The 26430-nt window shown below is 68.6% G+C and carries 22 protein-coding genes; 16 read left to right on the top strand and 6 right to left on the bottom strand.

All coding sequences use genetic code 11. From position 1 onward, the window contains the following. Window positions 1–526 precede the first annotated feature (526 nt). A complete protein-coding gene (locus tag OHA81_RS00255) occupies window positions 527–1309 on the top strand; it encodes a hypothetical protein (protein ID WP_329191552.1) in 783 nt (260 codons plus the stop codon). A 49-nt stretch (window positions 1310–1358) separates the two neighbouring features. On the opposite strand, the gene OHA81_RS00250 is transcribed toward OHA81_RS00255, so the two are convergent. After that, window positions 1359–1652 (bottom strand): hypothetical protein, encoded by a 294-nt coding sequence (locus OHA81_RS00250; RefSeq protein ID WP_329191550.1) that lies wholly within the window; start codon window positions 1650–1652, stop codon window positions 1359–1361. Here OHA81_RS00250 and OHA81_RS00245 point away from each other — a divergent pair. Beyond that, a complete protein-coding gene (locus OHA81_RS00245) occupies window positions 1648–2124 on the top strand; it encodes a nuclear transport factor 2 family protein (RefSeq protein ID WP_329201926.1) in 477 nt (158 codons plus the stop codon). The two genes, OHA81_RS00250 and OHA81_RS00245, sit on opposite strands and share 5 nt — an antisense overlap. 572 nt (window positions 2125–2696) lie before the next feature. Continuing rightward, window positions 2697–3272 carry an RICIN domain-containing protein gene (locus OHA81_RS00240; protein ID WP_329191547.1) on the top strand — a complete coding sequence of 192 codons (576 nt, stop codon included), beginning with the start codon at window positions 2697–2699 and terminating at the stop codon, window positions 3270–3272. A gap of 609 nt (window positions 3273–3881) precedes the next feature. Here OHA81_RS00240 and OHA81_RS00235 read toward each other — a convergent pair. Further along, entirely contained in the window at window positions 3882–4262 is a 381-nt protein-coding gene (locus OHA81_RS00235) for a nuclear transport factor 2 family protein (RefSeq protein ID WP_329191544.1), read from the bottom strand. A 113-nt stretch (window positions 4263–4375) separates the two neighbouring features. On the opposite strand from OHA81_RS00235, the gene OHA81_RS00230 reads away from it, so the two are divergent. From OHA81_RS00230 to OHA81_RS00205, 6 genes are all read left to right on the top strand, one after another. After that, window positions 4376–4531 (top strand): hypothetical protein, encoded by a 156-nt coding sequence (locus OHA81_RS00230; RefSeq protein ID WP_329191542.1) that lies wholly within the window; start codon window positions 4376–4378, stop codon window positions 4529–4531. Window positions 4532–4936: 405 nt separating this feature from the next. After that, complete coding sequence (locus tag OHA81_RS00225; RefSeq protein WP_329191541.1) at window positions 4937–6592, top strand: sensor histidine kinase; 1656 nt, start codon at window positions 4937–4939, stop codon at window positions 6590–6592. 47 nt (window positions 6593–6639) lie between these two features. Then, a complete protein-coding gene (locus OHA81_RS00220; protein ID WP_443056738.1) occupies window positions 6640–7263 on the top strand; it encodes a response regulator in 624 nt (207 codons plus the stop codon). 242 nt (window positions 7264–7505) lie between these two features. Continuing rightward, complete coding sequence (locus OHA81_RS00215; protein ID WP_329191537.1) at window positions 7506–8285, top strand: ABC transporter ATP-binding protein; 780 nt, start codon at window positions 7506–7508, stop codon at window positions 8283–8285. A 56-nt stretch (window positions 8286–8341) separates the two neighbouring features. Continuing rightward, complete coding sequence (locus OHA81_RS00210; protein WP_329191535.1) at window positions 8342–10909, top strand: FtsX-like permease family protein; 2568 nt, start codon at window positions 8342–8344, stop codon at window positions 10907–10909. A 103-nt stretch (window positions 10910–11012) separates the two neighbouring features. Further along, window positions 11013–11996: an IS481 family transposase gene (locus OHA81_RS00205; RefSeq protein WP_329191533.1), complete on the top strand. Its 984-nt coding sequence runs from the start codon at window positions 11013–11015 to the stop codon at window positions 11994–11996. Here OHA81_RS00205 and OHA81_RS00200 read toward each other — a convergent pair. Further along, on the bottom strand, window positions 11993–13054 hold the full coding sequence (locus tag OHA81_RS00200; protein ID WP_329191531.1) for an outer membrane protein assembly factor BamB family protein: 1062 nt from the start codon (window positions 13052–13054) through the stop codon (window positions 11993–11995). The genes OHA81_RS00205 and OHA81_RS00200 overlap by 4 nt on opposite strands. A gap of 812 nt (window positions 13055–13866) precedes the next feature. On the opposite strand from OHA81_RS00200, the gene OHA81_RS00195 reads away from it, so the two are divergent. Both OHA81_RS00195 and OHA81_RS00190 read left to right on the top strand, forming a co-directional pair. After that, a complete protein-coding gene (locus OHA81_RS00195) occupies window positions 13867–14589 on the top strand; it encodes a YoaK family protein (protein ID WP_329191529.1) in 723 nt (240 codons plus the stop codon). A gap of 346 nt (window positions 14590–14935) precedes the next feature. After that, window positions 14936–15442 (top strand): hypothetical protein, encoded by a 507-nt coding sequence (locus tag OHA81_RS00190; RefSeq protein ID WP_329191527.1) that lies wholly within the window; start codon window positions 14936–14938, stop codon window positions 15440–15442. Between the two features lie 304 nt (window positions 15443–15746). Here the strand turns inward: OHA81_RS00190 and OHA81_RS00185 are convergent, their stop codons facing one another. From OHA81_RS00185 to OHA81_RS00175, 3 genes are all read right to left on the bottom strand, one after another. Then, on the bottom strand, window positions 15747–15977 hold the full coding sequence (locus OHA81_RS00185) for a hypothetical protein (RefSeq protein WP_329191525.1): 231 nt from the start codon (window positions 15975–15977) through the stop codon (window positions 15747–15749). Between the two features lie 218 nt (window positions 15978–16195). Next, a complete protein-coding gene (locus OHA81_RS00180; protein WP_330261939.1) occupies window positions 16196–16846 on the bottom strand; it encodes a DUF3223 domain-containing protein in 651 nt (216 codons plus the stop codon). A 316-nt stretch (window positions 16847–17162) separates the two neighbouring features. Beyond that, window positions 17163–18164 carry a hypothetical protein gene (locus OHA81_RS00175; protein WP_329191521.1) on the bottom strand — a complete coding sequence of 334 codons (1002 nt, stop codon included), beginning with the start codon at window positions 18162–18164 and terminating at the stop codon, window positions 17163–17165. A gap of 182 nt (window positions 18165–18346) precedes the next feature. On the opposite strand from OHA81_RS00175, the gene OHA81_RS00170 reads away from it, so the two are divergent. The 5 genes from OHA81_RS00170 to OHA81_RS00150 all read left to right on the top strand — a co-directional run bounded on the left by OHA81_RS00170 (window position 18347) and on the right by OHA81_RS00150 (window position 25599). Further along, the gene (locus OHA81_RS00170) at window positions 18347–19135 is read left to right on the top strand and encodes a DUF6461 domain-containing protein (protein WP_329191519.1); all 789 of its coding nucleotides are present in this window, start codon (window positions 18347–18349) and stop codon (window positions 19133–19135) included. Window positions 19136–19434: 299 nt separating this feature from the next. Continuing rightward, the gene (locus OHA81_RS00165) at window positions 19435–19890 is read left to right on the top strand and encodes an SseB family protein (protein WP_329201924.1); all 456 of its coding nucleotides are present in this window, start codon (window positions 19435–19437) and stop codon (window positions 19888–19890) included. Further along, window positions 19890–20459 carry a hypothetical protein gene (locus OHA81_RS00160; RefSeq protein WP_329191518.1) on the top strand — a complete coding sequence of 190 codons (570 nt, stop codon included), beginning with the start codon at window positions 19890–19892 and terminating at the stop codon, window positions 20457–20459. Before OHA81_RS00165 ends, OHA81_RS00160 begins: the two co-directional genes overlap by 1 nt. Further along, entirely contained in the window at window positions 20459–25117 is a 4659-nt protein-coding gene (locus OHA81_RS00155) for a putative T7SS-secreted protein (protein ID WP_329191517.1), read from the top strand. Before OHA81_RS00160 ends, OHA81_RS00155 begins: the two co-directional genes overlap by 1 nt. After that, window positions 25105–25599, top strand: a complete 495-nt coding sequence (locus OHA81_RS00150) for a barstar family protein (protein ID WP_329191516.1) — start codon at window positions 25105–25107, stop codon at window positions 25597–25599. Before OHA81_RS00155 ends, OHA81_RS00150 begins: the two co-directional genes overlap by 13 nt. Window positions 25600–26430 lie beyond the last annotated feature (831 nt).

Raw genomic sequence — 26430 nt, 5'->3', positions numbered from 1 at the left:
AGATCGTCCTCCAGCTCGTCCAGCCGGGGCAGCATCGTCGGGCTGACCGAAAGCACGGGACACCGATGGCGCCAACAGCAGCCATCGCGGATCTGCAGCCCTACCAGCCAGAACCCGGACCCGGGACGGTCCAGTGCCTCCCCAACGCCGTCGCAATGCTGTCGGAACGCGTGTACAGAGCCACCCGGGCAAGGGCGGCACCCCCCGGGAGTGCGCCGGCCGCACCGGCTCCTTCTTTCTCAGGCACCCCGACGCCCACCCGGACCAGGTTGCCGCTCTCGCCCGCCGCCGGGACCTGCCCGCCCTCCTCGACCGTCACCTGCCGCTGGGTCCGGACCAGGCCGCCCGCCGGCTCGGTGTCCGCCGCGCCGACTTCGACCAGGTCGTCCGCCTCGGTTGGGTCGCCCCGATTCGGATCGGTGGAGATCGACTACAAGCGCCACGGCGGCGTCACCACCGTCCCGCTGCACGACGCCCGGGACGTCGCCCTGCTTCCCGTCGTGCGGCCCTCGGTGGACTGGCGGCGGTGTACGCGGTCACTGCGGGGCGCCGTTCCCCGCTCGCCGCGCTCGATGCGAATCCGGTGTGGGAGCGGGTGTTGTTGGCGGAGGTGGCGCGGATCGCCCGGGTGAGCCGGGCCGCGGTGGTGAATTGGCGCCGCTGGCACCCCGACTTCCCCGAACCGGTGGCCGGCAGCGACGTGCACCCGCAGTTCGACCGGTCGGCGGTGGTCGCCTGGCTGCTCGCCCACGACAAGATCGAAGTACCCATGGCCATGCCGGCGGCCTCGCTGGTGCTGACCGCCGTTGGAGGCGCCACGCGCCGGTTCCGGCTCGATGACCCGTGGCTGACCCTGGCCGACGACGCCGAGGGGGAGGACGAGTTGGCCGGCTGGTCCAATGACGCGGATGCCGACGCGTTGGCTGAGCTGACGGCGGGGGAGTTCGGGGCGGCGGTGCGCCGGCTGACCGCGCCGAGAACGGCCCCGTTGGCGATGCCCGGGGAAGTCCGGGTGGTCGAGCGGTTCCGGTCGGGGTCGGGCGGGCTGCGGGTGACGCTTGCCTGGCCGGCCGGCCTGCGGGGTACGGACGCGCCGACGCCGGGGGGCGAGGTGGTCCGCCACGCGGTGGACTACGCGGGCCCGGGGGAGAGCTGCGTGTGCGCGCGGTACGACTGTGGCGGGGTGGTCCCGGTGTCCTGGTGTCCGGAACACGGCGACACAGCGGGCCCGGTGATGGAGTGGTATCCCGGCGGCGGCATTCGCTGCGCGGTCCTGGCGGCGCGACAGACCACCGCTGTGCGCGGCTGACCGGCCCCCGGGGGGCGGGGGACGGTCTGGGCGGCCGTCCCCCTGTGGTTCAGGCCTGGATCTCCGTGAGGAGCATGCGCAGGGTGAGGCTGTGTTTTTCCGGGGGGAGGGCGTTCATGGCGGCGGTGGCGTGGGTGATGCCGCCCGCGCGGTCGCCGGAGCGGGCGAGCATCAGCCCCCGGTGAAGCTCCAGGTGGATCGCGAAGCGCGGCAGGGAGGCGGGGAGTTCGGACAGCGCCTGGTCCTGCGCTTCGGTCGCGGCGCGTTCGTCGCCGAGACGGGCGAGGAGCAGGGACCGGAACACGTTCAGGCGCCCAAGGGCGACCTGATATGAGTTGATCACGAATGCTAAAACTCTCGACCCGATACACCGTCTGCTCGCAGAGCGGGCTTGTGAACGGCTGGTTGTCGAGTTTGTCCACCGGCTCGACCTCGGGGACCCGAGCTCGGTGGCGGACCTCTTCACTCAAGACGGCACCTGGGAATGGCCCGCCGGCGACCGCCGCATTGCGGGTCACGAGGCCCTGCGCATCTACTTCGGCAACCGGCCCGCAGACCGTCTGTCACGCCGTGTATGCACCAACATTCTGGTTACCGTGACCTCTGCGGACACCGCCGCCGCCACCACCTACTTCACCACGTACCGTGTCGACGGCTACAGCGAGGGCCTCGTGCCGCCGCGGCCCCCGGTCCAGGTGGGGCACTACGAAGACACGTTCCGCAAGGTGGACGACACCCGGCTGCTCACCACCCGGACTCTCTTCCTCTCCTTCGCCGGTCCCACCGAACGCCTCGACGGGCCCGGCCAGTCATGAGAGCGGCCCCCAGTCGACCGGACGTCAAGGGCCCGCCGCCGTGGGGAGCGACACTCCACAGAACTTGAGCCAGAGCCCGAGAACGGACAGCGAATGTTCACGAGACCGGGAGGCAGACGCAGGGCTGATCGCCTTCGCTGCGTAAATTCTCGGCACCGACGGAGCGGGGCATCATCGGGATCCCCGGGGCACTCCTCGGCAACGCCCCTAGGTAGTGCCCGAACAGCGCAAGCTGTCCCACGCCATGGAGTAGGCCGACGTGCTGGCCCGCCCTTCCCGCGGGCCAGCCCTTGCTTACTTCGATTCTTCCGCAGGCCAGATGCCCTCCCGGTCTCGTGAACATTCGCTGTCCGTTCTCAGGTTCTGGCTCAAGTTCTGTGGTGCATCAACGCTCTGTAATTGTTGATCTTCGTATTGTGCTCTGAGTAGGCCTCCTACCTGGGGATGCCGGAAGCAGGCGAAAGCAGAGGCCAACACCGGGTCACCCGAATGGACGCACCTGAGGCCTGGTGGCCCCCGGAGGGCGACTAGCGTCGGCTTTCAGGTATCCCCATATGGCCGAAGGAGGACCCATGACCCGCATATCCCGGCGTCCCGCGGCCCGCGTGGCCGCAGCCTTCGGGATCATCGCCGCGCAGTCCCTGGCCATGGGTGCCCTGGCTGCGGGCCCAGCTCACGCTTCCGTGCAGTACTACGAGATCCGCAGTCCGGACGGCAAATGCCTGGCCGTCCCGGGATCCTCCCAGTACTCCGGCGCGGATGTAGTCCTGTGGGACTGCCTGGGAATCACGGACCAGCGGTGGCGGGTCACAGACGGCCTCGACACCCCTGTCGGGCAGTTGGAGGACCGGCCGGCCAGCCAGCAGACCGATCACATCCTCTTCGTCAAGCTCCGGGCCCAGCACAGCGACAAGTGCCTGGTCCTGACCGGGGACCGCTTCGAACTGGGTGGCGACATCGTGCAGGCGGACTGCTCGGACCAGAATCTGAACACAGAGTGGGGCCTGGAAGGACACGGGGACCGCTTCGAGATCGGCGACGTGCACTGCGTCGGTGTGGCGGGCGGGAGACACCGCAACGGCACCCCCGTCGTCTACCAGGCCCGCACCGAGAAATGCCCGAAGTGGCTTTTCAAACCCTGGCAATGACCTGGATTGCTCTGAACTTTTCCTCCCGGTGAGTGCCTGGCCGCACCTCTCACGGGAGCATCGGCCCACAGCCCATCAGGCAGCCAATGCGTCACCCAGGAGTGCGGATCACGGAAGTTGGGCCAGAACCCGTTCTCATGAACAAAGCCACTGCGGCCTGGTCAGGACCCACGGGCGAGCTTCGCTCCCGCCTGGCTGCGCTCACTGCTCGTCGGTGTACGGACTCCATATGGTGGGGCCGCCACCACGCCACTCGATCAGCAGCGGATCGTCCAGCCGGACGTCGTCGGGGTCCAGGCCGGCAGCCGCGGCTACGCGGCCGGGTCGCTCTGGCCTGGCGTACAGACGGCCCCTCCAGCCCCGCGGCCACCGTCCTCCTCGCCCTGCTGCGGACCACCCTCATCGCGCCGGGAACCGACTGACCGGCCGAGGCGGACGGCGAGCCACAACGGCATTGTCGTCGCGGTCGACGAAAGTCCTGCGGACGGCATACGAGATGCGGTGCGGCGCACGGGACGGCGCAGAACAGCGGCGGTGTTCTCTCGGGCTCGTGCCGGGCACGGGCACGGGCACGGGCACGGCCGCGGCCGCGGACCGGGCCTGGGCTTGTCAGAACATGCTGTTGTCGTTCTTTGAGGTGGGCGGGATGACCTGGAGGACGTCCCAGTGTTCCACGATCTTGCCCAACGCGTCGAAGCGGAAGATGTCGATGCCCGCGTACTCCTCGTCGGGCCAGATCTGGTGGCAGTGCAGAACGACGTGGTCCCCTTCGGCAAAGGCGCGCTTGAATTCGACGCGCTTGCCGGGATACTCCGCGGCCATGCGTTCGAAGTAATCGATGAAGGCCTGCTTGCCGTCGGCGACGTGGGGGTTGTGCTGGACATAGGTGTCGCCGGCGTACTGGGCAATGGCTTCGGCGGGGCGGCACTGGTTGAACATGAGGTCGTAGAACGCCTTGGCCGCGGCCTTGTTCTTCTCCGGGTCGCTCATGACGGTCACCGTAGGGCTCACGTTGTCGCAGGAGCAACTGCTACCGGTGTCAGCGCGCCTCCCGGTCACCCTTCCGTCTTCACGCTGCCGGGCGCCCGGTGCGCCGGGGTGCCGTGTCCAGAACGGCCCACATCCTTCGTCCGTCCTCCGCGCTGTCCGTACCGACCGAGTCGACCGTGGCCAACGTCGCCACCCCGGCCGAGCACGGCGTCGTCCGGCGCCGCGCACAGATGGCTCAGGACGGCCACCAGGACCCTCTCTGCTCCTGATCACCGAGATGCACGCTGATCAGCTTCCCGCCATCCGCGACGGCGGCCTCGACGAACTGTTCGACGGCCACCGCGAGGTCTGCCACGGCCAAGCCCGGTGGTGGTCCCAGCCGAGTACGGTCTCCACGGCCTGCCGGGCGGCCTTCTTCGCCGCCCACTCGTCGGCGCGGAAGATGAACGCGACCGTGCGCCGGTTGCACACGATTATGCGCGGGCGCCGTACGGCGACTTCCGTCCTCGGCTTCGGTGCCGACTGGGGCCGCGGCTCGGTGCTCCGCGCCCGCCCGGCTCTGCCCAAAGACATAGCCGGGATCGGTCCGCAGGTCGACACCCGGCCGCCCGACGGGATCGATACTGGGCGATGTGTCGCTCATCAGCCGTTTCCGTCGACCCGTCCCTCCCGGAGTGGCAGGTCCGGCCCGTCATGCGGGTACCGGCCGGGGAATCGGCCGGGCCGCCGGCGAGACCGCGGGGGTGACGGCCGCCGCGCTGTGCCTGTTCGCGGTCGCCCTGCGGTGGTGGGATCTGCCGCACCCCGGGTTCCAGCTGTGCGCGATCGCGGTGGCCGGGGCGCTCTTCCCCCTGCGGCGGCGCCGGCCCGGCGTGGTGCTCTTGGTCCTCGCCGTCCTCACCGGCGCGGCGCCCGTCGTCGGCCCGGTCACGGCGGCGTCCTCGTACGCGGCGGCGATTGCCGCGGGGCGCCCGCGCCGGCACGCCCGGCTGCTCGGCGGCGCGAGCCTGCTGATCTTGCTGTCGGCGGTCGCGACCGAACCCCGGGTCGGCCCCGGTTCGGTCGTCCACGCGTCGGAGCTGGCGGTGGTGCTGGCGGTGACGGCGGTGGTGGTACCCGGCCTAGTCGGAACGGTGTACGGGCAGCAGGCCCGACTGCTGCTGGCGCTGCGCGAACGCGGTGACGCGGCCGAGCGCGCCCGCCGGTCCGCGGACAGCGAGGCGCGCACCCGTGAGCGGTCCAGGATCGCCGCCGAGATGCACGACCTGGTGGGGCACCGGCTCAGCCTCATCTCGCTGCACGCCGGCGGCCTGGAACTCGCCCTCGGCGAGGCCGATCCGGGGCTGCGGGAGGAGGCGCTCCTGGTACGGCGCACCACCCGGGACGCGATGCGCGAACTGCGGCAGGCTCTAGGGGTGCTCGGCCCGCTGGGCCGGGACACCGGGCCGGACGCGCTGACCGACGCCACCGGCACCCGGGCCGACGTCGAGGCGCTGGTCGCGGAGTCCCGGGGTGGCGGGATCGCCGTGCGCCTGGAGTGGAGCGGCCCCGATCTCGACGCGCGGCCTGCGCCGGTACGGCGGGCGGTGCACCGGGTGGTGCGCGAGGCGCTGACGAACGTGCACCGGTACGCGCCGGGCTCCCCCGTGCTCGTGCGGGTCGAGCATGAGGACCGGATGGTGCGTCTGACCGTCCGCAACGGCGCGTCGGCCGCCCGTGCCGGGACACCGGCACCGGATGGTGTCGGGACCGGGCGCGGCCTGCCGGGCCTGCGCGAGCGGGTCGAGCTGCTCGGCGGCGTCTTCGAGGCGGGTGCGCTGCCGTCCGGCGGGTTCGGCGTGTCGGCGGCCGTCCCGGCGGAGCCGGACGACGCCGTCGTGCGCGATCCGTTCGCCCCCGGCGCGGAGGCCTCCCCGCCGGAGGCGTTCGACACCGCCGCAGGGACCCTAGCGCACGCTCCTCGGACCGTCAGGGCCTTGGCGTCCGGTCTGGGGGCCGTGGCGCTGTGGGTGCTGATGGCGCTCTCGATCAGCCTGGTGTACGGCCAGCCGAGGGGCGTCGTCCAGCCGCCGAAGCCCCGCCTCGGCATGAGCTACGAGGAGTTGAAGGGGGTCTTCGACAATCCGGCCGTACGTGCCGCGGCCACTGGACACGAACCACCGCGCCCCGTCGCCGCGACGGGGTGCGTGTACCCGCCCGCGGGAACCGGCCCCCGCCCCGGTGCCTTCGCCGTCACCCGCTACTGCTTCGACGCCTCGCAGCGCCTCATCTCCATCGACCGTTTCACCGTCGCGTCCGTACGGGACGCACCGCCCTGGGAGACCAAGTGAACCAGCCCACCGAGCCGATCCGCGTCCTGCTCGCCGACGACGAGGCGATGATCCGGCACGGGGTCCGGCTGATCCTGCGCCATGCCGAGGGCATCGAGGTGGTGGCAGAGGCCGCCGACGGCCACGCGGCGGTCGTGGAGGCGGCCGCGCACCGACCGGACGTGGCTCTGGTAGACATCCGGATGCCGGTGTGCGACGGGCTGGCCGCGATCGCGCCGCTGCTCGCCCTCGACCCCGCGCCCCGCGTGGTGATGCTGACGACCTTCGGTGACGACGACAACGTGCTGCGGGCACTGCGGGAGGGAGCCGCCGGGTTCTTGCTGAAGGACGAAGGACCGCAGGAGCTGATCAGCGCCGTCCGATCGGCCGCAGCCGGGGACGCCGTGCTCTCGCCGGGCGTGACCGGGACGGTCATCTCCCGGATGCTGCGCTCCGAGCCCGTGCAGGACGCCGAGGCCGAGCGGGACGAGCGGATCGGCCGGCTCACCACCCGGGAGCGGGAGGTCTTGGCGATGCTCGGGCAGGGGTTGTCGAACCAGGACGTCGCGCAGCGGCTCGGCATCGGGATCGGCACGGTGAAGACCCATGTGGGGGCCATCTTGGACAAGACCGGTTCGGCGAGCCGGGTCCAGGCCGCGCTGCTGGCGCACCGGGCCGGTCTGGCTTCCTGACGCGGTCGCGCAGGCCGGCAGCCCGCCCGCCGCGCCTCTGCCCCGGGGCGGAGTTCCCCGGCCGGGTCCCAGACCTTCGGCAGAGCTGAGGCGGCGCCGGCCGGTCCTTCGGCAGAGGCCGACTGCCGTCCGCAGGACGATGTCTGCGCAGTTCAGGGCCGTGAGGATGGAGGCGTCCCCGGCTCGCGGCGCTCGTCGCGGGCCGTCGCACGCCATGCCAGGCCACGCCAAGCGGAGTTCCGATGTCCACTGCCTCCCTCCCCTCCCCCAGCAGCTTTTCCCCGGAGCCGGCCGCACGTGCGTCCGGCCTGACCAAAACGTACGGCAAGGGGGAAACCCGGGTCACCGCGCTCGACGCGGTGTCCGTGGAGTTCGCGCGGGGCCGGTTCACCGCCGTGATGGGCCCCTCGGGCTCCGGCAAGTCCACGTTGATGCACTGCATGGCCGGCTTGGACCCGGTCAGCTCGGGATCCGCCCGGATCGGCGGTACCGAACTGTCCGCGCTGAACGACCGACAGCTCACCGAGCTGCGCAGGGAGAAGATCGGCTTCGTCTTCCAGGGTTTCAACCTGCTGCCCACCTTGACCGCACTGGAGAACATCCTGCTGCCGCTGAGGCTGGCGGGCCGCCGCCCGGAGGAGGCCTGGCTGGACACCGTCGTCGCCACCGTGGGGCTGGCGGGCAGGCTCTCGCACCGCCCGTCCGAGCTCTCCGGCGGCCAGCAGCAGCGGGTCGCGGTGGCCCGTGCACTGCTGCCCCGCCCGGAGATCGTCTTCGCTGACGAGCCCACCGGCAACCTCGACTCCCGGTCCGGGGCGGAGGTGCTGGGCTTCCTGCGCGACTCGGCGCGGGAACTGGGCCAGACCGTGGTGATGGTGACGCACGACCCGGTGGCGGCGGCCCATGCGGACCGGGTGGTCTTCCTCGCGGACGGCCGGCTCGTGGACGAGCTGCGTGACCCCACCGCCGACGCCGTGCTCGACCGGATGCTCGCGTTCGAAGCCCAGGGCCGCACCGCCTGACGCGTTCCCCGCTCGTCACCGACCTCCCGCACCCCCGCACTCCCGGAAAGCCCACCATGCTGCGAACATCCCTGCGCAACGTCCTCGCGCACAAGGCGCGACTGATCATGACCGTGCTCGCGGTCTGCCTCGGCGTCGCGTTCATCACCGGCTCCCTGGTCTTCGCCGACTCCACCACCGCCGCCTACCGCGCCTCCATGTCACAGGACTACGCGGGCATCGACGTCAGCGTGACCGCGAAGTCCCGTCCGGGCGCTCAGGAGAACGAGCAGTACGGCGCGCTCGACGAGCTTCTCGTACGCCGGCTGTCCGCCGTTGCCGGTGTGGCCTCCGTCAGCCCAGCGGCGGACGGTTCGGTCACCCTGGCCGCCAAGGACGGCTCACCGATGCGGGCCACGAGCATGATGGGCCGGTTCGGCGCCGCCTACGTTCCCGGGCCCGACGGCAAGGACGACCGCCACCCGCTGACCGCCGGGCGCGCCCCCCGCAACAGCGGTGAGGTCGCCCTGGACCGCGGGACCGCGGCCGCGGCGGGTTACGTCCTCGGCGACACCGTCACCCTCGCCAAGGACGGACCGGTCCTCAGGATGCGCCTGGTGGGCCTGGTGTCCACCGAGGACAGCCGGGTCAACGCCGGCGGCACGCTGGCGGTCTTCGACAAGGACACGGCGCAGAACCTGTTCGCCGCGCCGGGGCACTACGGGCGCATCGACCTGACCGCCACGGCCGGCACCAGCCAGTCCTTGCTGTCCCAGCGGGTCACGGCGGTGCTGCCGCCCGACCGCGCCGAGGCCGTGACCGGCGCCGCGCAGGCCGACCAGCAGTCCGTCTACGTCAACAGCCGGATCCACAGCTACGAACGGCTGCCGGTGCTCTTCGCCGTGGTCTCGCTGTTCATCGGCGCGCTGCTCATCGTCAACACGTTCACCATGCTCGTGGCACAGCGCGGCCGGGAGATCGCGCTGCTGCGCGCGATCGGCGCGACCCGCCGGCAGGTGGTCCGCTCGGTCCTCGCCGAGGCCGCCCTGGTCGGGCTCGCCGCGTCCGTCCTCGGGTTCGTGGCGGGCCTCGGGGTGGCGGTGGTGCTGCCGGGCGTACTGGGCACCTCCGGCGACCTGCTGCCCGACGGGCCTCTCGTGATCGGACCGGTCACGATCCTCGCCTCGCTGGTCGTGGGCGTCGGCGTCACCGTGCTCGCCGCGTGGCTGCCGTCGCGGCGCGCGGCCCGGATCGCTCCCATCGAGGCGATGCGCACGGCCGAGCAGGCGCCGTCCGCCGCGGCGTCCCGCGTCCGCGCCGGCATCGGGCTGGTCCTGGTCGCGCTGGGCGCGGGGCTGTTGTTGTCGCTCGGCGGCGCCACCAGCGCCACCGACGCGAACCTGCGGAACGCGATGTGCGGCGCCGGCCTCCTCGTGCTCGGTCTGATCATGAGCGCCCCGCTGCTCGCCGCCCCGGTGATCCGCTCCCTGGGCCGGTTTACCGGGCGCTTCGGCGTCGCGGGCGACCTCGCCCGCGAGAACACCCTGCGCGACCCGCGCCGTACCGCGGCCACCGCCGCCACCCTGCTGCTCAGCACGGCTCTGGTCTCCGGCCTCGCGGTCATCGACCGGTCCACCAGCTCGGCCCTCAACGCGCAGGCCGCCGCCGGGCTGAGCGCCGACTACGTCATCAGCGCCCGCGACACCACCACGGCCGTCGCCGCCGCCGACGTCCGGCGCGTCGCCGACGTGTCCGGGGTGCGGACCGCCTCCGCCGTGGCGGACTCCACCATCGACGCCGACGGCCGCGTCAGGACCATCTCCGGGATCGATCCGAAGACCGTCGGCGAGGTGATGGAGCTGCGCTTCCTCAGCGGTTCCGCCGCAGCCCTGCGCCCGGGCGCCATAGCCGTCTCCCAGACCTTCGCTCGGGACCTGCACGTCACCACTGGCGGGCGGATCCGAGCGGGCATCGGCCCCGGATCCGGCGACCGCGAGGAGTACTACACCGTCGTCGGCGTCTACCGGGACAACCCCACCGCCCAGGACGCGATCGGATACCGCGGCGACGTGCAGGGGCGCAGCTTCCTGCCCGACTCCGTGCAGCGCATCCTGGTCCGCACCGCCGACGGCGCGGTGTCGAAGGACCTGGAGAAGCGTCTACGCGCCGCGGTGAGCGACAGCCCGCTGCTGAAGGTCCAGAGCCGCGCGGAGCTCGTCGAGGAACAGGCCGGCGTCGCCGGCGACCTGATGGCCATGGTGTTCGGGCTGCTCGCGATCGGAGTACTGGTCTCCGCACTCGGCATGGTCAACACCCTGGCCATGTCGGTCTCGGAACGCACCCGTGAGATCGGCGTCCTGCGGGCCATCGGCATGGACCGCTCCGGTGTCCGCTGGATGATCCTCCTGGAGGCCGTCTGCGTAGCCGCCTTCGGCACCCTGCTCGGGCTGGCCGGTGGTCTGTTCGGGGCGTGGAAGGTCAGCGGACTGGCCAACGGTGCGATCCCGCAGTACTCCTTCACCGTGCCCTGGGGCACCCTCGCCTGCGTGGTGCTGCTCTCCCTGGGCGTCGGCGCCGCCGCAGCCGCCCTCCCCGCCCGCCGGGCCGCGGCCCTCAGCCCCCTACGAGCCGTCACGGAGGCCTAGGTGTATTGATCACGAGCGTTGTTGACATTCGGCTGGTCTTGAACATGACGAAGACCTCCGGTGAGGTGGGAGCTGTCTAGGAACTCACCGCACGGAGGCCTTCGTGTCCCACCGTAATGCCCGGTTGACTGTCTTCGGTAGGCGGCTACTGGTCGAACGTGTCCTCGCCGGGCGTCCGGTCGCCCATGTGGCGGCCGAGATGGGCATATCGCGGGCCACCGCCCACAAATGGGTCCGCCGCTGGCGAACGGAAGGCAACGCCGGGCTTCACGATCGCTCCAGCCGCCCCCGCTCGACCCCCCACAGGACGCCGCCCTCGACCGAGGCCCAAGTCTGTGACCTGCGACGAAGCCGCAAACTCGGCCCCGCACGAATCGGCCCGATCCTCGGCCTGCCCGCCTCGACCGTCCACCGGATCCTGACCCGGCACAGCCTGCACCGCCTGGCCTGGCTGGACCGGCCCACCGGAGAGCCGATCAGGCGATACGAGCGTGCCCGGCCCGGCGAGCTGGTCCATGTCGACATCAAGAAGCTCGGCAACATCCCCCACGGCGGCGGCTGGCGGGCAGTGGGCCGAACTGACGGCGACCACAACCGTCAGGCCACCACCACCCAGCGCAAAAACAGTACGCCAGTGATCGGCTACAGCTACGTCCACTCCGCCGTCGACGACCACTCCCGCCTTGCCTACAGCGAAGTCCTCACCAACGAACGGCAGGAGACCGCCGCCGGCTTCTGGCAACGGGCTCACGCCTTCTTCACCGCCCACGGCATCACCGTCGAACGCGTCCTGACCGACAACGGCGCCTGCTACAAGTCGAAACTCTTCACCCAGACCCTGACCGCGGCCGGCATCACCCACAAGAAGATCAGGCCCTACCGGCCCCAGACCAACGGCAAGGTCGAACGCTTCAACCGCACCCTCCTGGACGAATGGGCCTACCAGCGGCCCTACACCAGTACCAGCGAGCGAACCGCAGCCCTGACAGACTTCCTCCACACCTACAACCACCACCGCTGCCACACCGCACTCGACGGACACCCACCCATCACCCGTGTGAACAACGCTGCGAGTCAATACACCTAGGCCGTCTCTTTCGGATCTTGCCGAGTGGGCTCGCAGACGGAGAGGGCTCCCGCGCTGGCTGCTGATGTGGTTGGCCGCCGGGTTTTCGGGGTGAAGGTGAAGGAGCCGAAGGTGCCCTTCGCCGCGAAGAACAGCCCGCCGTCGCCGGCGGCGGCCAGCGCGTCCAGGCGCCGACCCGGCAGGGAACACCCCTCTACCGTCCGGCCGTCGGGTCCCAACCGCCGGATGCCGCCGTTGGCGTCCCCCACCAGGAGGCCGTCGGCGTACGGCAGCGGGTCGACCACCATCCGCCGATCCGCCTTGACCGACAACTGTGACGTCCCATCGGCGGGATCCACCGCGTGGAACCCCCTGCCTGACCGCAGCATCCAGACCGACCCGTGGACGTACCCGACCGCCCCGAACGGATCGTAGGATCCGAGCCGGGCGGGCTCGTCCCCGCCGATCCCGAAGGTCACCAGTGAAGAGGCCTCACAGACCGCCACCACCCGCTCCGAATCCACCGGGACGAACGCCTTCGTGTCGGGTCCCGCGAGCGGGTTCGGCAGCCGCCACCGCGCCAGGTCGCTCCCGTCGGCCGGATCGAGGAGCACCGCCTCGGACCCGCTGCCGGTCAGCACCCCGCCGGCCCACGCGAGAGTTCGTACGGACGCCACCGGCGACTGTGTCGTCCACCGGAGGCTCCCGTCGGCGAGGTCCAGGCCACTCATCGGGGTGTAGCCGCGCCAACCGCCTATCACCACCGTGTCCGAGTGGACCGCGAGGTTCCCCGTCCACCTCGGTGTCGGGGCGCTCCACAGCGTCGCACCCGTCCGCAGATCGATGCAGGACAGCAGGTTCGGTGCTTGCGGCAACCCCAGCACGCGGTCCCCCACGAGGACGATCCCGCGCGGCCAGGTACCGAGCGGGACGTCCCAGCGCACCGCGCCGTCGGTGCGCTCCAGGCAGACCAGCCGGGTGTGCCGTTCGTGCAGGACGACACAGTCCGGCCCCACGACGAAAGCGGAAGTGCCGCCCCGCTGGTGCAGTTCGCGCTCCCAGAGCACTGTGGCGATCATTGGGCCATCCCAGCACAGGCGGCCCCCGACGACGGTGTCCCAGGACCGGGATCCGGTCGCGGCCGCGTTCGTCGAGCACCCCGGGCCGCAGCGCGGCGCCGAGCTGCTCGTCGGTCATCTCGGGCAGGGTGCGCTCGTCGCCGGCGCGGACCCGCGCGGCCTCGAACGGGTCCGACCCCGGGCCGCTCGGCGTACCGGGGCGGCCCGCGGTGCCGCTCGCGTAGGGCCGAAGCGCAACACCCTGCGAGCGGATGGTTATGACCTGACCATCAACGGCATGCACCCCGCCCCATCTGGCCCCGGTAGCGGGCACCCGAGGTGCCGTGCTGACGCCTTGCGTCGAGTTCGTCGATGGCGCCGACGCGTAGTCGGAAAAGCCTGTCCTGTGTTTTCTGCGTGCTCGCCGGCCGGGACGTCCTGGTGCGCGCCGTACGGCTGCGCTGGGCTCTGGGAGCTCAGCGCAGCCGAAATCGTCGCCGAGGCGTCCCGCGGCGAGGCAGAGGAAGGTCCTCTGGTCTGGGCCGCGGGGACGCGCTGCGGCGCCACATCGGCGAGGAGGCCGCGGCCGACTACCTCTACCGGCTGGCTGACCCTGGCGGCCTGACCGCCGAAGCGACACGCGAGAGGAGGCGCCCCCACCAGCAATCGTGATGTGTTGCAGGTGTAGGTCGCTACGATCTCCAGGACCGGAGGCCCTTTCTCCCGCGCCCTCGCTCTCGCCGGGAGTCCACGAGTCCCGAGCCCCGTTCGCTCCGGCAGAGCCGTCATCCGGGACCCGACTCGCCCGCGCCATGACCAGAGGGGAGGACCCCATGACCCCCACCCGGCGCCGACGCGGGATCCTGCTGCCGCTGGCCGCGCTGCTGTTCCCGCCGGAGCCGGGCGGGGCGCGGTCCCCGCACGAGGTGTTGGCGCCGCTGCTGATCGTCCTCACCTTCGTGAGCGGTGTCGTCGACGCGGTGAGCTACCTCGGGCTCAGGCACGTATTCGTGGCCAACATGACGGGCAACGTCGTCTTCCTCGGCTTCGCGCTGGCCGGGGACCGGTCCCTGTCGGCCCCCGATTCCCTATTGGCCCTGGGCGCCTTCCTGGCCGGCGCCGCCGCGGCCGGGCGACTGCGGCGCGCCACCGGGGCCGCCCGGATGTTCGCGCCGCTCGTCGGAGTGCAGACCCTGCTTGTGGGCGGCGCGCTCGCGCTGAGCGCGGCCGGCGGCGGACCTCCGGGCATGATCGCCTTGCTCGCGCTCGGAATGGGGCTCCAGAACGCCGTCGTGCACCGGCTGTCCATCCCCGATCTGACCACCACCGTCGTCACCAGGGCCCTGACCGGTCTGGCAGCCGACCGGTGGGGGCCGGCGCCGCTGCGCCGGCTCGTGACGGTCGTGGCCCTGCTGCTCGGAGCCCTCGCCGGCGCGCTGCTGACGCTCCGCCACGGCGCCGCGTGGGCCCTGGCCCTGGCCGTCGCGCTGCTGGCCTGCGTGGTCCTGGCCAGGGCCCGGGAGAGCGGCGAGAGCGCCGCCGACGGCCCGGGGTGAGGACTTAAGGCCGTGCCACCTGGTGAAGTCTCGATCGCCCCTCTTGCAGACAATGGCCTGATTGCGGGGCCCTGGGCCGAACGGCAGGTCCGTCACCTGTTTCCGGACCTGACCTCGCGCGTCGAGCCGGACCGGCAGTTCCTGTCGCCCAGCAGCTGAAACCTCCCACCGGCGGGGCGGCGGCCCACGGAGCGGCCGCTGGCCCCGGCCTGCCGTTGCCGGCCCCGAAGCGGCACTGCGCACCGCGGCCAGCCCTACTTCGAGAGTGCTCCGATGCCGCCGCCTCAAGTCCGTGGGCACCGCTACTATCCGGAATGCCTCACGGGACGACGAACGGAGTCGGGGAATGAACGACGTCAACGAAGCAGCGCTCAAACGGAAGTTAGGCATCCCGAACTGGCGGAACCTGTCCAAGGACAAGGTGCTCAGGTTCGCGGCAGCGATGCCTGAGATGGCCGCTGAGGTGCGGCTCAAGCTCATCGAGCAGTTCCCAGCCTTCAAGGACCTGGGCAAGGCCGACATTGATGCGGTCACAGAGGCCCACAAGGCCACCCTCGCAGCCAATGAGAACAGTCAGAAGCACTTCTACCAGGCTTCACAGGACCAGCGGGACGCCCTGCGGGCCGACCTTGGTCGGGACGACCTCAGCTGGGAGCAGCGGGAAGCCCTCCACGACCGCCTCGATCAAAACGTGCGGCAGGTGAACGAGAAGGACAGCGAGAGCAAGCAGTTCCTGGGGGCGGGGATGAAGGTGGTCGCAGCCGCCGGTGTAGCCGCCCTCGGGCTGGGCGTTGTATTTGTCGGCGGCAAAATCGGTGGAGTGAGCGAGGGCGATCCCGAGGAATCCAAGTAGGACTGTCATGCAGTGGGGTGGCCTGCGAGACGGACTGAAATCGCTTCCACCCCGTCGCCTGGGCGTTCAAGATGTTCCTCATGACCCATCGTGCCGTATTCTTCCGGTCGTGCCCGAGTCCTTGGACAGAGGACTATGCGATCCTCGGCGGGCGGCCTGTTGTCTCGCCCTCTGGGGCTGCTGTGCCGGAGCTGGAAACCGATGCGGAGCTTGCGTTCGCGTTCCGTACGGCTGCCGACCTTCTGGCTGAACGCTGGTCCGCCAAAGGTATGGACGATTCGTTGGTGTTGGTCGTGTTGTACAACTATCGGCACGCTCTCGAACTGGGGCTCAAAGTAGTGTTGCGCGCCTTGGTCGACAGCATCAGGTCGAGGTTGCGCCGGGCGATGAGGCGCCCGAGATCGTGGAGAAAGTCGGCAAGAATCTCGCTAAGACTCATCAGCTGAGCGTCTTGGGCGGCTATCTCGTCGACCTCGCGCCGATGTTCCGGATGCGGCTGCAGGGCGACGTCACATCGCTCTGCGACGAGGTCCATTCCTTGGACCCGAGCGGCCAGGCTCTGCGCTACAGCATGGTCAAAGATCAGGGTGGAGCGATGGTACCGGGCCGCCCTGACCTCTCTACGTCGACGTCCCCGAGTTCGCCCGCCGAGCGGGTGAGGCGTGCACCGCGCTGGACCTGCTCTCGATCAGATCACCAACGTGCAGGACTAGCAGGCAACTGGGCCCGGATCACCTGAGGCAGCGGAGCTAGTCACCTGCGTGGGCGGCGCAGGTTCTCCTGTGAGGACAGCAGCCCGAGGACCGCGTGCTCCTGGTGGTACTTGCGCCACCGCTCAGCGAGCGCGCGGTCGGTGAACTGCCCCCGACCTGGGTCGCTCGACGTGGTCAGCTCGATCGCGCCCCATCCGCCGACTTCCTCAGTGAACGCCGCCGCGAGTTCCGCGAACGACGGGCCTCGGAAGTAGCTGACGTGGGTGTCGGTGATGTCCAGCTCCCTCCCAGATTCGTCCGAGACCAGGGTGTCCGCCGCCACCCGGGAAGTGAAGTAGGCGCTCACCTCGTCCTTGACTTCGAAACGCATCGCGGCAGAGACCTGCTGGCGATAGGTCGGCGGTTTCAGGCAGGCCAAGTAGGAGAAGTCGATCCGGGTGCTGTCGGTGCGGATCACTTCGAATCCCGGGTACGGCCCCTGCAGCGGTGGCGCGATCGCGAAGGCCTCCACGCCCACGCCGATCTTGATGTCGGCCTCTGCGTGCAGGTCGAGCAGGTCCAGTAGGAGCAGGTGATCCGCCTCCTGGTCCACAATGCTGCCCACGCTGTATCCGTACAGCACGTCGCGGACAGCTTCCTGCGCGGCCCTTTTCGACGGGTACTCCCGCGATCCGATCCAAAACTTGGGCAACGTGTCCCCTCCTAATCCTGTGTGCGGCAGTGTTGCCCACCCAGGCTCTGGTCTATTCGGCTGTCGCTGAGGGGGAGTCCAGCTGGGGTGTGGGGTAAGCGATTGAGCTGGGGTGTTGCAGGTTGGTTGAGAGGGGCTTGTGCACGCTCGGAGGGGGCTCGCCTGGTGTTGTTGCAGGTTGCCTGAGGATCCGGGCGGTGTTGGAGATAGCGCTTCGGTCTAAAGACACCGAAGCGCTTTTCCGGTTCGCGGACCGTGTTTGTGCCGGTCAGGAGGGTGATCGGCGGGTGTGTGGACTGGTGTCGCTTTCGAGCCGCTAACGCCAGGGGGCGTGTGCGCGTTGTTCTTCTTGTTTTGTGGTCTGGGCATCGGAGCGTGCCATTTGGATGAGGTGTTCCAGACGGCGTGCGGCACTTGTGGCCCACCAACAGCGGGCGTCTGGTGAGAAGGCCGCCTTGGGAACGTTGCTGATGGCTTCTTGGTACACGGCAGGGGAGTCCTGCCAGGTGGCGGCGCCGATCACTGCCAGGGACCGGTGCGAGAGGCTGTCGAGGAGAGTGAAGAGTCGGGGGACGGCTGTCAGGTGGTGCTGGGTTGTGCCGACATGGCGGGTGCCTCCGGGGTACTGAGCCCAGAGCAGGAACTGTGCCGGCCACGGGAGGTCGATCACCTCGCGCCCGTCGTAGACCACGACGACATGCTCGCTGGTTGAGGCCGCGATGCCGGTGACCATTCCGCGGCCTACGTCATGCAGGCGGTCGGCCAGCTTGGCTACCCAGGGCTCATCCGGAATGTCTTGCTTGATTTCGTGTTCAAGCGTGTGCCTGGCTCGTGCCCACCGGGCCGCGGTAGGTGAGGCGTGGCCCTGGGACTCGACCGGTGAAAGAGAGACGAGCTCCTCGAGCCACCTCTGGCACCAGCGATCGAAGTCGTACCGGAAGCCCGTCCGTGATGTGCCGATGGCCCCCTGCGTCAGCTCCCAGTGTGTGATGGCTTCGTCGCAGAGCTCCTCCCAGGCAGCCTGCCAAGGGCGTCGGAAGCGTCCTGGTTGACGTCGCTTGAAGTCATTGGTGAGGAGTGCTGCTGTGCCGATCACCAACAGCTCGTCCTGGGCCTGCGTGCCGCAGTAGGTACGGGCATGGTGTGCGGCCAAATCGCCGTGTGCGCTGTCCAGGGCGGTGAGCGGTTTGCGTAGCTGGCGGTCGAGGTCTTTGGGTTCGAGGCCTCCAGGTCCGTCGATCTTGAAGGGCAGTACCGCCGGGCCGCCCCAAGCCGGCTTGGGGCTGGGCAAGCCGGGCTTGCCCAGCCTTCCCTCCATGTCTGTCCCCTGTCTGTACCGCTGCCTCGACACCTCTCTTTCCACGGTCTTGGACGGAGGTCGGTGTCGATGCGGGGCGGGGAGGTGTCCGGGACGACGTCAGAACGTCAGTGGGTGGCGACGTGAGATGCCAGCGGTCGGCGACATGAGGTGTGTCAGTAGGTGCTGACAGGATGCGCTGCATGACTTCCGCCACCGCAGCCGATTACAGCTGGATACGTTCCCCGGCCTCGCCGTTCGCCTACGGGCTGGAGGTCGGGTACACCCTGACGCTGGTGCGTGGCCTCTCGCCTTCGGAGTTGTTCCGGATCGTGGGGGCCGAGCCGCGCGATGAGGAGTGCGAGGGGCTCGGCGATCTCATCTTCGAGCAGCAGGAGTTTCTCGACGGGTTCGAGGAGTGGCCCGATGCCTTCCTTGCGGGAGCGTTCACTGTGCCGGGTGAGGACGGCCAGTGGACGCTCGCTCTGGAGTTCGGAGGGGATCTGGGCACGCGCCCGCGCCTCATGGAGGCATTGTCCGCCGGGACGCGTGCTGTCTCGCATTCGAGCAACGGGGGGAAGCCCATGGACTTCTTCCACTGGTATGAGAACGGCGAGCTGCGGACCACCTTCGAATGGCCGGCGGACCGGTCCGGCAGCACCCCCGATGAACTGAACGCCATGATGGGGGCGGTCGGCCTCAACTCCTCAGGGGACACGGATCCGAGCGTCGACACGAAGGCGGCGGTCATGGCGCTTGCGGAGCGTCTCACCGGTGTTCGGGTGACCGCGCAGCTGCTGGCGGAGTCCGAGTACCAGTTGGGGGTAGTCCCGGAGGAACCCGTCGTGGGAGAGCGTCACTATCGACATCACGGACGCGCACGGCGAGCGGACATATACACAACTGCGGCGAGATCAGCTCTGACACACGAGGTGTCGCCAATCACCGACACTTTCGTGTCGCCCGACAGGAGGGGCACGCGGTGCCGGTGACGACAACACGCAAGTACGGCTCGACGGGCAAGACCCGGACCCAGGTCCTGGAGGCCGCGGCGGTGGTGTTGGAACGGCCTGTGCGGGAGATGGGCGGCACGGCGAAAGCGGCCGAAGGGGAACGTGACGCCGGCGACGTCGGCCGGCTCGTGTGGCAGGGCGACGCCGTACGGGCGCAGGCAGCGCTCGTCGGACCGGTCCGGTACCGGTCACGCAGCCGGGATGTCCTGGTATTCGCTGGGCTGGTTGGTCGGTGGCTTGTTCGTCTTAGTCGTTAATGTTCGGTTTTCGGGTTGTTGATGGCCTTGTGGGGGCGAGGGGTCGTGGGTTTGGCTGCGGAGATAGCGGCGTTCCGTTCGGGATCGGGGGATCCGGGGAGTTTGGTGGGGGAGTTTCGGCGGGCTCTGTTGCTCGTCCCGTTTGCCGTGGGATCAGCCGGTGGCGAGGACGGGTTGATGTCGGCGATGTCGGGGGGTGTGCGCTGGCTGTACGCGTTCACCGACGAGGAGGCACTGGCCCGGTTTGCCGTGGCGCGGGGGGACGCGGGCCGGGAATGGCCGTATCTGGCGGTCCTGGGTGCGCGTTTGGTCGACGCGATCGTTCCCCAGGTGGGTGGTCCTGCCGGTGTGGCGGTGAATGTCGCGGACGGGAACGGGTCGATGCTCTTCCCCCCAGTTGCCGGGATCGTTCCTGACGTGTGCGCCGTGGACATCGGACCCGAGGCCGACCACGAGGCTGCGGCGGGGGTGGCGTGATGGCCGCTGACGGTGATGGTGACCTTGAGGTGTCGCCGCAGGCGGTGGCCGCGATCCAGAAGGGGTTGCGGGCGGCGATCTCCGAGCTTCGCGAGTCGGGGGACGCGGCTGGCGCCGAGATGGGAGCGGGTTTCGAGAATCTGTCGATGACAGCGATGGAGACTGGGCACAGCGGGTTGTCGAAGGACTTCGAGGACTTCTGCGAAGGCTGGGAGTGGGGTGTGCGCTCCCTCATCCTGGACGCATCAGCGCTCGCCGCCAATCTGGGGATCGCCGCGGGGACGGTGTGGGAGGAAGACCACTATCTCCAGGGTGCGTTCAAGGTCGGTGCGAACTCCTTGTACGGCAATCCGCACGCCGCCGAGGACGAGATCGAGGAGAAGTCCTGGGGTGACATCTTCCGCGCCGACGTCTACAAGCCGGACCTGAGCCCGCAGTCGTTCCTCAAGAGCAACGAGGACATCGGCAAGACCTGGTCGGACACCAAAGACACGGTGACCTCGACGGGGAAGATCGGCTCGATCAAAGACCTGCTCGAGCAGGCCGAGAGGTATGGGGAAAACCGCTGATGGGCTGGGGTGACTACATACCGGACTTCGTCGAGGACATCGCGGAAGACAGCGCGGAGAAGGTCGGCGTCGTCGTCCAATGGGGCGGGAACAAGGTCGCCGACCTCGCCGATGACGTCGGCCTGGACGACGCCGGGAACTGGATCCGCGACAAGAGCCGCTCCGCCGCCAACCAACTCGGCGCGAACGTCACCGAACTCGAACTCGGGCAGACCCAGGATCCGAGGAAGCTGGTCTACGGCAGCGTGCCGAAGATCCGCGCACAGGTCTCCCACCTGAACGATTTCCAGACGGCGTTCGAGTCGGTCGGCAACGGGCTGAAGGCCATGACCGAGCCCGCCGGCCTAAAGGGCAAGGCGGCCGAGGCGTTCGCCAAGGCGGTGTCCAAGCAGCCGCCGCGCTGGTTCAAGGCGGCGGAGGCGTTCGGGAAGGCCGCCGACGCTATGGGCCGCTTCGCCGACACCGTCGAATGGGCACAAGGCCAGGCCAAAGAGGCCTTGGAGGAGTACAACCAGGCCAAGAAGGCGTCCCAGGACGCCTACGACGCGCACAAGAAACTCGTCGACACCTACAACGACGCCATCCGCGCCAAGAAGGACCACCTGCCGCCGCGCCCGTCGGAAACCTACGACGACCCCGGCACCGCCATGGCCACCGCCGCGCAGGACAAACTCGACAACGCCCGCAATCAACGCAACGAGCAAGCCCAGACCGCGGCCACAGCAGTCCGCGCGGCACGCGAGGCCGCCCCGCCCAAGCCCTCGTACGCCAAACAGTTCGAAAACGGCATGCTCTACAACAGCCTTGCCATGACCCACCTGGCGGGCGGAGTGATCAAGGGTGCGGCCGGCTTCCTCGACTTCGCCCGGGGCCTGAACCCCTATGACCCCTATAATCTGACCCATCCCGCCGAGTACGCAACGAGCCTCAACTCGACTGCCGCGGGCCTGGTCACGGCGGTCAACGATCCGTGGGGCGCAGGCAAGCAGTTCCTCGACGAGTTCATGAAAGACCCCAACGAAGGCATCGGCAAGATCCTTGCGGACGCTGCCGGATCAAAGGGACTGGACGCTCTCAAAGAGGCCGGCTCGGCCGCGAAATACCTTGACGAGAGGAAGCCGGGCGGTAGCCGTAGGGATCATGAGCAGAACCCGGACAGCAACGGTAAGCGGTGCAGTGAGACGGTGTGCAAGAGGGACCCGGTCGACATTGCGACCGGCCGCATGCTACTCCCCAAGATTGACATCGCCCTGCCCGGCTCGCTTCCACTCGTCTTCCGGCGCACCTTCGATTCCTCACGCCGCTCCGGGCGCTGGTTCGGCCCGACCTGGTCTTCCACTGTGGACCAGCGGCTGGAGATCGATTCGAAGGGCGTGATCTTCAGCTGTGACGAGGGAAGCCTCCTCGCTTATCCCCACCCGGCTCCTGGGGTCCCGGTCATGCCTACGCACGGTCGGCAGTGGCCGCTGGACCGGGTCCCGGGCGGTTACACCATCACCGATCCTGGCACCGGCAAAGTCTGGCACTTCACCGATCACAGCGACGAGCATGCGCTCCTCGCCCAGATCGACGACCGCAACGGCCGATGGATCATCTTCGAGTACAACGAGGCGGGTAACCCGACGGCGATCATCCACCACGGTGGCTACCACCTGAAACTCACCACGGACGAAGACCGAGTGACGGCCCTGCACCTCACGGGAGGAGGGTGGCAAGGATCCGACCAGGAGATCCTGCGCTATGGCTACACCGACGGCCATCTCACCTCGGTTACCAACTCCTCCGGCCGACCCCTGAGATTCGGCTGCGACGAACACGGCCGCATCACTTCGTGGACCGACACTAACGGTAGCCGCTTCGACTACGTCTACGACGATCAGGACCGCTGCACCTACCAGTCAGGCACTAACGGACACCTCGAATCCGCCTTCACCTGGGACGATGTCGATCCCGCAACCGGGCTCCGCATGACCACCGTCACCAGCGGTCTGGGGCACACCGAGCATCATTTGATCAATGACCGGTCCCAGGTGGTCGCCGAGATCGACTCTCTGGGGGCGGTCACGCGCTTCGAGTACGACCGCCACAACCGACTGTTGTCACGGACCGATCCGCTGGGCCACGTGAGCCGCGCGACCTTCGACGAACAGGGCCGCGTCACCGTGGTAGAGCGCCCGGACGGACGGGAGGCGCGGGCGAAGTACAACGCACTCGGGCTCCCGATACGCATCGTTGGTACCGACGGCAATGTCACGCGTCAGAGTTTCGACAACAACGGCAACCGGACGTCGGTAACAGAGCCGTCCGGAGCAACCACTCACTTCACCTACGACGAGACCGGCACCGTCACCTCCGTCACCGATGCGCTCGGGTACACCTCGACAATCGTTTCGGACAAGGCCGGTCTGCCCCTGTCCATCACCGATCCGCTGGGGGCGACCACGCGCTACGAGCGTGACGCTTTCGGCCGGACCGTGTCGATCAGCGACGCGCTCGGTGCCGTCACGCGCCTCGAGTGGACGGTCGAGGGCAAGCTCGCCCGCCGTGTCGAGGCCGACGGCAGCGTGCAGTCGTGGACCTACGACGGCGAGGGCAACTGCGTCGCCCACATCGACGCCGTTGGCGGGGCAACGACTTTCGAATATGCGGACTTCGATGTCCCGACCGCACGCACCGGGCCGGACGGTTTCCGCTACGAGTTCAGGTACGACACCGATCTCCACCTCATTCAGGTCACCAACCCCCAGGGCCTGACATGGGACTACGTGTACGACCCGGTCGGCCGGGTCACGTCGGAGAGCGACTTCGGCGAACGGACTCTAACGTACGAGAGGGACGCAGCGGGGCGGCTCATCTCCCGGACGGACGCCATCGGCCACACCACCCGATACGAGCGGGACAAGCTGAACCGCGTCATCCGCAAGGACGCCGCTGGCGCGGTGACGACATTCGCGTACGACTCCGGCGACCAGCTCGCGGAAGCGGTCAACGCGGATGCCACAGTCACGCGCCTCCGCGACCGGTATGGCCGCCTCAAGTTCGAGACCGTCGACGGCCGGACCACGGCGTACGCGTACGACGAACTTGGCCGTCGCACCGCCCGTACGACCCCGACCGGGGCGGTCAGCAGCTGGACCTACGATGCGGTCGGATGCCGCACGTCCCTGACCACGTCCGGCCGCACCATTGTCTTCGACTACGACGCGATCGGCCAGGAGATCACCCGCCGGATCGGCGACACCGTCACGCTGTTGTCCTCTTACGATCACGGGGGCCGCCTCACCACCCAACATGTCACTGGTACCGGTCACAGCATTCAGCGCCGCGATTACGCATACCGTGCGGACGGCAATCTGATCGGCCTGAACGACCAGCTCGCGGGCGCCAAAGCGTTCGACCTGAACGAGGCCGGCCGGGTCACTGCCGTCCGAGCGGAGGGTTGGACCGAACGGTACGCCTACGACGAGGCGGGCAACCAGACGACGGCCTCCTGGCCGTCGACCCACCCCGGCCAGGAGGCCGTGGGCCCTCGTGAGTACACCGGTACGACGATCACTCGCGCCGGTAGGACGCACTACGAGCACGACGCATTGGGCCGCGTCACGCTCCGCCGGAGGACTCGTTTCTCCAGCAAGCCGGACACTTGGCGCTATGAGTGGGACGCCGAAGACCGCTTGCGTTCGGTGACCACACCCGACGGTGCTGTATGGCGCTACGGTTACGACGCCCTTGGCCGCCGTACTTCCAAGCAGCGCCTCGCCGCCGACGGCACGACGGTCCTCGAACACGTCACGTTCACCTGGGATGGCGCGACCCTATGCGAACAGACGACGGAATCGCCGGACCTCTCTCATTTGATAGTCCTTACCTGGGACCACAAGGGTCTGCAGCCCCTGACCCAGAGGGAACGCCTTCTGGACCTGGAAACACCTCAAGAGGTTATAGACACCCGCTTCTTCACCATCATCACCGACCTGGTGGGCGCCCCCACAGAACTGATCGACGAGTCCGGCGCACTGGCCTGGCACACCCGCACCACCCTGTGGGGCACCACCACTTGGGCGTCCACCAGCACGGCGTACACCCCACTTCGCTTCCCAGGCCAGTACTTCGACCCGGAATCGGGCCTTCACTACAACTACTTCCGCCACTACGACCCCGAAACCGCCCGCTACCTCAGTCCTGACCCTCTGGGTCTCACCCCAGCGCCCAACCCGGTGGCCTACATCCCTAATCCCCACATGTGGGTCGACCCCATGGGGCTGGCAGGCTGTCCGGCCTTTACGCCTGGAGAAACGCTGGGGGACGTGAGCAAGATTCACGGTTGGGTACCCGAGTCCATCCCAGCGGAGGCCATGGAAGTCCTTCGGGATGTGGAGAAATACAACATGGGCTGGTGGGGCGGGCCAGGCTTCCATGGGCCGAAATGGTGGACCGAATCGTTCGCGAACGATGGCAGGAACGGAGGGCATGTACTCCCCACCCGTGAACCGTCTGGCAAGCCGATCACCTATCAGGAATATGGGACCTACCCATCACCGGACAATCCCGCGCCGGGCAACGAGCGCTGGGTGTTCGGCAGCGATGGGTCAGCGTACTACACTCCAACTCACTATCAGACGTACATTGTGGGCAGGAGTCCAAGATGGGTGGAGTGATGAAAGAAGAGGCATCGGCAATCCATATCGCCCCGTGGATGCATGTCATCACGCCAGGCGGTGGCGTACCTCTCGATGAACTCTTGCCCGCGTCGGGCAGCGTTTACGTGGCGTATCTAAACGGTCAAGATATGACCGACGAGATGGCAACGTTTCAGCACTTCTGGGAAGTGCTGAAATTTCCTGATTATTTTGGATGGAATTGGGATGCGTTCTACGATTGCCTTCGCGATCTCCAATGGCTTTCATCTGACCGGCACGTCCTGATCATCAAGTCCGCCGAAAACATCCTTTCCGAGGATGGCATTGCTCGCGAGGCGTTTTTCGCGGCCCTGTGGCGCGCTGGTCATCGATGGTCCTACATTAAGCGCCCCGAGGGCGTGACGCTCAGTAAACTGTCCATTATCCTGTCCTGCGACACAGAGTCCGCACCTAGTCTCGCGCGTCGGCTTGAAGAACTTCAGGTCCCAGCCAACTTTTAGCCCCTATATTGGCACCAGCTATGCCGCAACAGCAGCTGGGTTTCGACTCAGATTCCCGTCGCTGGCACTCTGCGCTCGCTGCGCGATCCGGACGCGCCCGAACTGGACGAGGACGGCGAGCCGGAGTGAACCAGTGGCCGACCAGAGCACCAAATCAGTCACCGAAGGCGCCGTCAGCAAGGCGCTCTCGCGGCTGACCGGCGACCGCTGGCTGGAGTGTAGCCTGCACGCAATGGAGACTCATTTGAACAGGGTGCATTGGAAGCAGGGTGCGGATGCCAGCCACCCAACTACGACGAGCTGTTCGGGGAGCTGACGAGCAGCCAGGCCAGCCGCGTGCTGCGAGTCGCCTGTCTTCGCCAAGCCCTGGTCCGCCAAGCCTCGGGCACGGTGGAAGAAGCTGCTCGACATCATCGAGCCCAAGCTGACCGCCCGCTCGGACCGGGAACTGTTCAAGACGGTACGCGCCTTCGCCGGGACCTCGGACAAGCTGGGCAGAGACAAGATTGCTCGGCTGGCTACCCCCCGGCGCGTCGTACGGCGCCCGAAGAAGTGAATGGGTGGGCTCCATACGCGGAGCCCACCCCCTCACCCACCCCCCGCTTCGCGAGGGCGGCGAGCTGGTCAGCAGTGAGCTTGTCGCGCCGACTCCAGGCGTTGGAGACCTCCACACCGAGTTTTCACGATGTCCGGCTCCGCGTCGCCCAAGACCGTGACTGGAGCTGCTGCTGGCCGGGGCTTTCGGTGTCCAGGCAGATCCGGCCACTGGGCTGTCGCATCGAACCACTCCGCAAGATGATCCTTCTCCAGTAACACTTCGCGATGTTCCCC

Source organism: Streptomyces sp. NBC_00667 (assembly GCF_036226825.1).
GTDB lineage: Bacteria > Actinomycetota > Actinomycetes > Streptomycetales > Streptomycetaceae > Streptomyces.
The sequence above is the reverse complement of the archived record's forward strand: the minus strand, read 5'-3'. Positions and strand labels throughout refer to the sequence as shown.